9 protein-coding genes are annotated in these 8,194 nt (G+C 48.1%); all 9 read left to right on the plus strand.

Annotated elements, in window-relative coordinates:
* The 9 genes from ACZOTW_RS03530 to ACZOTW_RS03570 are packed head-to-tail and all read left to right on the plus strand — an operon-like array spanning position 1 to position 7,694.
* Positions 1 to 1,005 (plus strand): S8 family peptidase, encoded by a 1,005-nt coding sequence (locus tag ACZOTW_RS03530; protein ID WP_483997501.1) that lies wholly within the window; start codon positions 1 to 3, stop codon positions 1,003 to 1,005.
* Positions 1,002 to 2,363, plus strand: a complete 1,362-nt coding sequence (locus ACZOTW_RS03535) for an MATE family efflux transporter (RefSeq protein ID WP_483997502.1) — start codon at positions 1,002 to 1,004, stop codon at positions 2,361 to 2,363. The genes ACZOTW_RS03530 and ACZOTW_RS03535 overlap by 4 nt, the downstream gene beginning before the upstream one ends.
* 25 nt (positions 2,364 to 2,388) lie before the next feature.
* Positions 2,389 to 2,883: a YceD family protein gene (locus ACZOTW_RS03540; protein ID WP_428042804.1), complete on the plus strand. Its 495-nt coding sequence runs from the start codon at positions 2,389 to 2,391 to the stop codon at positions 2,881 to 2,883.
* 43 nt (positions 2,884 to 2,926) lie between these two features.
* Positions 2,927 to 3,133 (plus strand): 50S ribosomal protein L32, encoded by a 207-nt coding sequence (gene rpmF, locus ACZOTW_RS03545; RefSeq protein ID WP_177747091.1) that lies wholly within the window; start codon positions 2,927 to 2,929, stop codon positions 3,131 to 3,133.
* Positions 3,134 to 3,142: 9 nt separating this feature from the next.
* Complete coding sequence (gene plsX / locus ACZOTW_RS03550) at positions 3,143 to 4,186, plus strand: phosphate acyltransferase PlsX (RefSeq protein WP_428038145.1); 1,044 nt, start codon at positions 3,143 to 3,145, stop codon at positions 4,184 to 4,186.
* On the plus strand, positions 4,186 to 4,929 hold the full coding sequence (gene fabG, locus ACZOTW_RS03555; protein ID WP_428038146.1) for a 3-oxoacyl-[acyl-carrier-protein] reductase: 744 nt from the start codon (positions 4,186 to 4,188) through the stop codon (positions 4,927 to 4,929). The genes plsX and fabG overlap by 1 nt, the downstream gene beginning before the upstream one ends.
* A 48-nt stretch (positions 4,930 to 4,977) precedes the next feature.
* Positions 4,978 to 5,223, plus strand: coding sequence for an acyl carrier protein (gene acpP / locus ACZOTW_RS03560; protein WP_177747059.1), 246 nt, complete (start codon positions 4,978 to 4,980; stop codon positions 5,221 to 5,223).
* A gap of 2 nt (positions 5,224 to 5,225) precedes the next feature.
* Positions 5,226 to 5,891, plus strand: coding sequence for a ribonuclease III (gene rnc, locus ACZOTW_RS03565; RefSeq protein ID WP_177747056.1), 666 nt, complete (start codon positions 5,226 to 5,228; stop codon positions 5,889 to 5,891).
* A gap of 12 nt (positions 5,892 to 5,903) precedes the next feature.
* Complete coding sequence (locus ACZOTW_RS03570) at positions 5,904 to 7,694, plus strand: ankyrin repeat domain-containing protein (protein ID WP_483997503.1); 1,791 nt, start codon at positions 5,904 to 5,906, stop codon at positions 7,692 to 7,694.
* The last annotated feature ends 500 nt before the right edge of the window (positions 7,695 to 8,194 follow it).

Raw genomic sequence — 8,194 nt, forward strand, 5'->3', positions numbered from 1 at the left:
ATGAAACGCTTGTTTGTACTGTTTGCTTTATTTGGCTTATCTGTATCCGTAATGGCGGACCCGATGCTTTTGGGGCCGACAAATTTACGCATTAGCGACGACGGCGACTTTTCCGCCGCACCCAAGGTACAAAAGGATGAGGACCCCTTTGATAATTTTTGGGCTTACCGCCTTTATCCGCCCCTTAAAAACCTGAAAGGAAAAGGTGTAAAGGTGGCGGTGGCGGACAGCGGGATAGTCTCGCACGCAGAATTTAACGGCAAGCACATTATGGGGCAGGATTTTACAATGTCCGGCTCGTTTACCGATATTAAAAATCACGGAACGGGCGTGGCCGGCATTATCGGTGCGCGTGGCGTGCAGTTTACGGGTATCGCTCCGCAGGCCTCTCTCGTGGTCTATAAGATTGACGACGGCAGCCGCTTAATCGGCCCGCAGGCGGTAACCTCCGCCATAAACACCTTGCTTACTTATAACGAGGAACACCCGGACGATAAAATAACCGTTTTAAATTTAAGTTATGGTGTATCCGCGGGCGGTTCTATTCCCCTTACAAACGCGATTAACAAAGCGCACGATTCCGGCGTAACTATTGTGTGCCCGGCGGGAAATTATCCGTTCCCCGGAGTGTTTTACCCGGGCAAACTTTCTACGGTGATTGCGGTGAGCGCCTTGTCCGCAGACGGAAAGAACATTTATCACCAATCGTCTTACGGTCCCGAGGTTGATTTTATTGCGCCCGGCGATAAGGTTTTTACCGCCGCGGCTGACGGAGACTATACCTTAATGAGCGGAACCTCCGCCGCGGCCGGATTTGTCAGCGGTGCGGCTGCCCTAGCCGTGGAAGGTCTTAAAAAGAAACTGGGCCGCTATCCAACCGCACAAGAAGTAAAAGATTCCTTAAAAAAAGCCGCTGTTAAAATTCCAGGTCTGCCCGATATTGCCCAAGGCAACGGGATGATTGATATCCGCAAGTTGGAAAAGCAGTTTAGTGTAACAAAATGACGCAAGCAAAGCAAACCAAAAGACCGCGCAAAATAATCCGCAGACAACTGTTCAGTTTGGCCAGCCCCATTTTTATTGAAACGCTCCTTATTATGTTCACGGGCGCGACGGACGTTTTTATGCTCAGCCGTTACTCCGACGAAACCGTAGCCGCCGGGGGAGTGGTCAACCAACTGTTAAACCTTGTATTTATTTTGTACGGCATTACCACCTTGGGCACGTCCGTATTGTGTTCGCAATATTTGGGGGCCAAACAAAAAAAGAACGTGGCGCAGGTGATTGGCATTTCCCTGTTGGTAAACCTGATTATGGGGGGGATTGTCAGCGTGGGGCTGTGGTTGTTTGCCGCCCCGTCCTTAAAGTTAATGGGGTTGGATGACAATTTGGTAGGATATGGCGTATCTTATATGACGCTTGTCGGCGGGTTTTCGTTTTTGCAGTCGTTAGCGATGACGCTTTCCGCCATTTTGCGCAGCCACAACAAAGCCTATTACCCGATGTTTGTTACGCTTCTTATCAATGTTATTAATGTCGTTGGTAACTATTTTTTGATTTTCGGAAACTTTGGGGCGCCGCGTTTGGGGATTACCGGGGCGGGTATTTCCACGGTTATCAGCCGCACGGTAGCGGTTATCTTGCTGACGTACTTACTGTTTTGCAAGGTGGCTCCTGTGCCGCCCTTAAAATATTTTAAACCGTTCCCTTGGGATAAAATTAAAAACTTACTGCTGGTCGGTTTGCCTGCGGCGGGGGAACAGGTGTCCTATAATTTATCCCAAGTCGTGATTACTTATTTATCCGTAATGATGGGTAATGCGGCCCTGACAGCCAGAACATATGCGATGAGTATTGTGATGTTTTCGTATGTGTTTTCCCTGGCTATCGGCAACGGCGCGGCAATTGCTATCGGGCATTTGGTAGGCGCGGAAAAGGGAAATGCCGCTTTTTCACTTGAAAAATATTCTATCCGTCTCGCACTATGGGTTACGGTGTTCGTGTCCGTTTTGACGGCCTTGGCGGGTACGGATATTTTTAAATTGCTTTCTTCTAATCCGGAGGTTATCCGCCTGGGGGCAATGGTATTATATATTGATGTGGTGTTGGAAATTGGCAGAGCGGTTAATATTACCTCTGTGGATTCCCTGATAGCCGCGGGCGATGTGATGTACCCGTTTGTTACAGGCATTATTGTAATGTGGTTGGTGGCTACGCTTCTCTCCTATGTGCTTGGCATTTGGTGGGGCTGGGGGCTTAACGGTATTTGGCTGGCGATGGCACTGGACGAAAATATCCGCGCCGTAATATTTGAACGCCGTTGGAAGAGCCGCAAGTGGATGAGTAAAGGTTTTACTCGGTAGGCGTGCTTTTTGCTAAAATATATATATGAGCGAAAATTCCTTTTATCAAGAATATGATGTTCCGCAGGACTTGCAGTTTAAAACTGCCGATATTTTGCGTATGGGCGGGTTGGATTGTACCGCACAGTTAAGCACAAAATATTTTGAGGATGTTTTTTCCGCTCCCAATAAAATTACCAAAGTGGCGGTGTCGCTTTCGTTCTCGGTAGCCTCCAAGGAAATATTGGTTCGCGGCTCCGTAAAGGGGGAAAGACTTATCCAATGCGCCCGCTGTTTAAAGATGAGCACACAGCCGTTTGCCGAAGAATTTATAGAAACATATAGCACCAAGCAAGAAATAATTGATATAATATCAGTTGTACGGCAAACGCTGGCATTGACGGAGGATATCCGTTTTCTGTGCAGGCCCGATTGTAAGGGCCTGTGCCCGACGTGCGGACGGGATTTGAACGACGGTCCGTGCGGTTGTAAACCAGCGAATTTGTCTCCTTTCGCAGCATTGAAAGGAAAATTTAAGTAACAATTCTTTTGAATTTTACTAATAAGTAACAGGAGTATTACCAATGCCCAATCCAAAGAAAAAACACACTCGTTCCCGCCGGGATATGAGAAGATCCCACAATTCCGGAGTAGAATTGCCGCAGTTAGTGGCCTGCCCGAATTGCAAATCTCCCCGGCTGCCGCACAATGTCTGCCCGACTTGCGGGTTCTATAAGGACAGAGTGGTAGTGGCCCAAAAAACCAAAGCCGAAGAGCCCGAAGCCAAATAACGGTCCGTTATGAAAATAGCCCTGGACGCATTAGGCGGAGATTACGGCGCAAAGCCCAACGTATTGGGTGCTTTGAAAGCCGCCAAGAAACTGAATGTTGAGGTTATCTTGGTGGGGGACGAAGTTGTCTTGCGCCGTGAACTCAAAGCGTTAGGTTATTCGGACGTTCCGAACAATATCTCTATCGTCCACGCGCCTAACACTATTGATATGGGCGCAGAACCGGCCAAAGAGTGCCGCCAGAAAAAAGACGCCAGCATTGTCGTTTGTGCCAATTTGGTTCACAAAGGGGTTGCTGACGCTTTTGTTTCTGCCGGGCACTCCGGCGCGGCTATGGTGGCGGCCCTGTTCGGTATGGGGCGCATTAAGGGCGTACAACGCCCGGCGATTGCTACCCCAATGCCTACTTATAAGGGTGTAAGCCTGCTTTTGGACGGCGGTGCCAATGCCGATTGCAAGCCGATTCATTTACTGCAATTTGCGGTAATGGGTTCGGCCTATATGCAAAAAGTCTTTGATATCCCCGCTCCGTCGGTTGGTGTATTGTCTATCGGCGAAGAGGAAACCAAAGGCAACTTTTTGGTCAAACACACCATTCCGCATATGCGTGAAATCGGTGTGAACTTTAAAGGTACTGTGGAAGGCCGCGACGTAAACACCGGCGATACAGATGTTATCGTCTGCGACGGCTTTGTGGGAAACATTGTTTTAAAAATGGCCGAAGGCTTGGCGAAAACAATGATTAATATGATTAAACGCGAAGTCAAAAAGCGTCCGCTTGCCTTATTAGGCGCGCTTTTGTCAAAGGGTGCGTTTAAAGCCGTAAAGGACCACACCAACCCCGATTGTTACGGCGGTGCTCCGCTAGTAGGGGTAAACGGCGTGGCGATTATTTCCCACGGAAAATCCAATGATTTTGCCATTTTTAATGCCATTAAAACGGCCAAACGTTTGGTGGAAAAAGATTTTATCGGTGATATTGCGGCTAAAATGAGCGCGTTGAAACCGACTTTTGATGAAATTGAAAAAGAAATTCATCAGGAGGAAAAATAATGGCGGATTTTAAAGGTAAAAATGTGATGATTACCGGCGCTACGCGCGGTATTGGCCTGGCCTTGGCGGAAGAATTTGCCAAAGCGGGGGCTAATTTAGCCGTGTGCGGTACGCGCGAAGATGCGCTTGCCCAGGCTGCCAAAACGTTGGAGGCTTACGGCGCAAAAGTCTATACGCAAAAGGTAAATGTAGCGGACGCAAAAGATTGTGATTCTTTTGTAGAAAATGCCGTAAAAGCCTTGGGCGGTTTAGACGTGCTGGTAAACAATGCGGGCATTACCAAAGATAACCTGACTGTTCGTATGAGCGAACAGGATTGGGATGACGTAATTGCCGTCAATTTGAAAGGGACATTTTTAATGTCCAAGGCCGCTTTGAAGGTAATGTTCAAAAAAAGAAGCGGCAATATTGTAAACATTTCTTCCGTAGTGGGGGAAATGGGCAATCCCGGCCAGGCCAATTATGTGGCCAGCAAGGCGGGCATTATCGGTTTAACGAAGACGTTGGCTAAGGAATTCGGTTCCCGCCACGTCCGTGTAAATGCGGTGGCCCCCGGGTTTGTTCAAACGGCTATGACGGACGCTTTGCCCGAAGATGTAAAAAACAAAGCGTTGGAGGCCGTACCGCTTAAAAGATTTGCTACGACGCAAGATATCGCCAAAGCAGTAATGTTTTTGGCCAGCGAAGACGCTTCGTATATTACGGGGCACGTTCTCGCCGTCAATGGCGGGCTTTATATTTAATTAATTAGTAACAAGGGGAAGCCCCTTTAAAAAAACCGGAGGACTAAAATGTCTGTAGAAAATGTGCAAGAAAGAGTAAAAAATATCATCGTGGAACAGTTGGGTGTTGAAGCCGACCAGGTGAAACCGGAAGCGCAGTTTGTAAATGACTTGGGCGCTGATTCCTTGGATACTGTTGAACTTATTATGGCTTTGGAAGAAGAATTTGATATTGAAATTCCGGATGAAAAAGCCGAAAAAATCAAAACCGTTGGCGAAGCGATTGACTATATTGAACAAAACGCCAATAAATAATTGTGTACACGGATATAGAGCATATCATTGGATATTGCTTTAAAGATAAGGCCGTTTTAAAGGAAGCACTCACTCATAAGTCTTACGCCGGGGAGCACCGTAGCGTTAAACATAACGAACGCTTGGAGTTCCTGGGGGACAGTATCTTGGGCGCCATTGTTGCAGATTATATCTACAACAAATGTCCGCACGTAGAAGAGGGAGTGCTTTCTAAAATTAAGTCTAACTTAGTTTCCAGACGCAACCTGTATCTTTGGGGCAAACAACTGGACCTGGGCCGCTATATGAGCCTGGGCCGCGGTGAGTTGGCTACCGGCGGCAGAGAACGCGACAGCATCATCTCCAACGCGGTGGAAGCCGTTTTAGGCGCTGTTTATATTGACGGCGGCTATCCGGCCGCGGAGTCGGTTATCCTTCCGTGGGTAAAAACGCAGGAACTCACGCAGGACGAAAAAGATTTCAAAAGTTTATTGCAAGAATACTTGCAAAAATCCGGGCCGCATACGCCCGAGTACGAAGTTATCCAAACAGTCGGCCCCGAGCACAACAAGGTGTTTACTGTGCGCGTGAGCCTGGACGGAAAAGCCCTGGGGGTGGGCAAAGGCCATAACAAAAAACTGGCCGAACAAGCCGCCGCGCAGGACGCTTTTTCTCACCTGAAAAAATAAACGGAGAAGAGGATGTTCCCGGGTAAAAAAAAGAACACAACCATCGTTTCAGCACCGACGGAGCGGAAGGTGCCGCAGGCACTGTCCCGAGCAGCCGGTAAGCCTTGGCTTATTTTGGCGGTAATCGCGGCGTTGCCCCTTGTGTTACTTTTGGCCTTTACCTTTAAAAGCGGATATACACCCTCTTCCAAGGGCGGAAAATTTGATAAAATCGTTTCCGTCAAAACCTCTGCCGAACTGGCGGACGAGGCCACCGCCGCTTTGCAAAAGAACGACTATCAAACCTTCTCCGATATTCTGCAAAATAAAATCAAAAACGATATAAATATTGTCAACAGCAAGGGCGACCCCCTTATTGTAATGGCGGCCACCTTTGGCAATTTACAGGCAGTACAAGATTTGGTGTTGGCCGGCGCGGATGTGAATAAACCTAATTCCTTTTCCAAGGATACGGCTCTTCTGCGCAGTTTGTATGGCAATTTCCCGGATATTACGCGCTTTTTGGTTTATTCCGGAGCGGACATCAACGCGAAGAATAACTATAACCACTCTCCTATGTATTTGGCCTTGGAAAAACGCCAGGGCGAGTTTATTGACTTGTTTCTTTCCAGCGGTGTGCGGGAGGGGCTGAATAGCGATTATTTGTTCCGCGCTTGTGCCACCAAAAACGCAATGGGCGTATTGGCAATGCTCAAAGGCGGGGTGGACCCGAACGTAAAAAACGAGAAAGGCAATACTCCGCTGATTATTTCGGCTTCGCTTGGCGACGTGCCGAGTGTACGCTCGTTAATGGCTTACCGTGCCGACGTAAACGCCGCAAATAATGACGGGAACACCGCGCTCATTTACGCGGCCCGTTACAATCACCCGGACACAATCCGCGAACTGTTAAAACCGCAGACAATGCAAACCCCCATAGACGTAAATATGCAGAATAAATTGGGGCAAACCGCGCTTTATTGGGGAGCATCCAAGGGGTTTGAAGATGTTGTCCGCCGTTTGTTAGCCGCAGATGCCGATCCTACCTTGGCCGATAACAGCGGATTAGTGCCGTATATTGCCGCACAGAAAAACGGACGCGGACAGATTTTGAAATGGTTTAATAAAGATTTGCGCGAAGTTAAAAACAGCGTAATTGACGAGGACAATAAGGCCTTAATGGCGCAGGCCAAGGCCGAGGGGCGCGAACTGCCGGACCCGAACGCGGCCCCGGCGGAAAAACCGCTGACGGATGACGATATTTTTACAGCCGCCGCACAGGGAGATTTAGATTTAGCCAAACGTGTGTTGGATATGAATAAGGCCGTTGTGTTTAATAAAAACAAAGCGGGCTTTACACCCTTGCATATTGCCGTAGAAAACGGACGCACGGAATTGGTAGATTTTCTGATTACCAAAGGAGGACTCTTGTTTGAGGCCTCTCCCAAGGGAAATATTTTGCATTTGGCAGTTTTGTCTCAAAATATTGATATGTTAAAGCATTTGGTGCTCCTCTCCCGCCGCGAGGGCCGCTTGGCGATGATGCTTGAATATAAGGCCGTGCCAGCGGGCTACAAACAGGCTATGACGCCCTTGGCCTTTGCCGCGATAGCCTGTAACAAAGAGATTTACAATTATTTGGTTTCGGTGGGGGCTAAGCCGGGCAATTTGACTACTACGCCCAATATGCTTGGCTATGTAACGCCTGCTGATTTAATGGCCCAATGTAAGGCCAAAATTACGCAAGCCAAACAACTTACGCCCGCTCCGCAGGCAAAGCAGCCCGCCAAAAAGGCGGCCGCCCAATCCCGCCGCCGCAGATAGTTTTTTGAGTGGCTAAATTTTGATAACTCCCAGGGAAATACCCCGGGAGTTTTTTTTGTATCTAGCAAACCACCGGCTAGGCCGGGGGATAGTGATTGGGGGATGTGCCCAGGTGCTTTATAAAGAGGCTCAAACAATATTCATACTTTTTGTACCGACAAAAAGTATGACAAAAAACTCCCCGTCCAAAGCGTTATAAAAGCCAGGATTAGCCGGGCATTTTTATAACTCACTATGTTCAAACAAATAAAAATGCCACTCCGCCTAATCCGGCTTTTATAGGCAACGCACGGACGGCATTAACAACCAAACGACATAGCAGCAAACAGTTTGCACGCCAGTTATATGTGTCAGGACCCGCAAAATAAAAAGTTATCCTGAATTGCCGCCCATACCGCTAGGCATCACCCCGTAGTGTTTCTGTACGGGGTCTATTGATAGGTTTCAGTATCTGCTTTTTGGGTTTTTGGTTGTTGCTTTTCCGTCGTTTTCTGTAAAGG

This window comes from Candidatus Avelusimicrobium sp. (assembly GCF_056976295.1).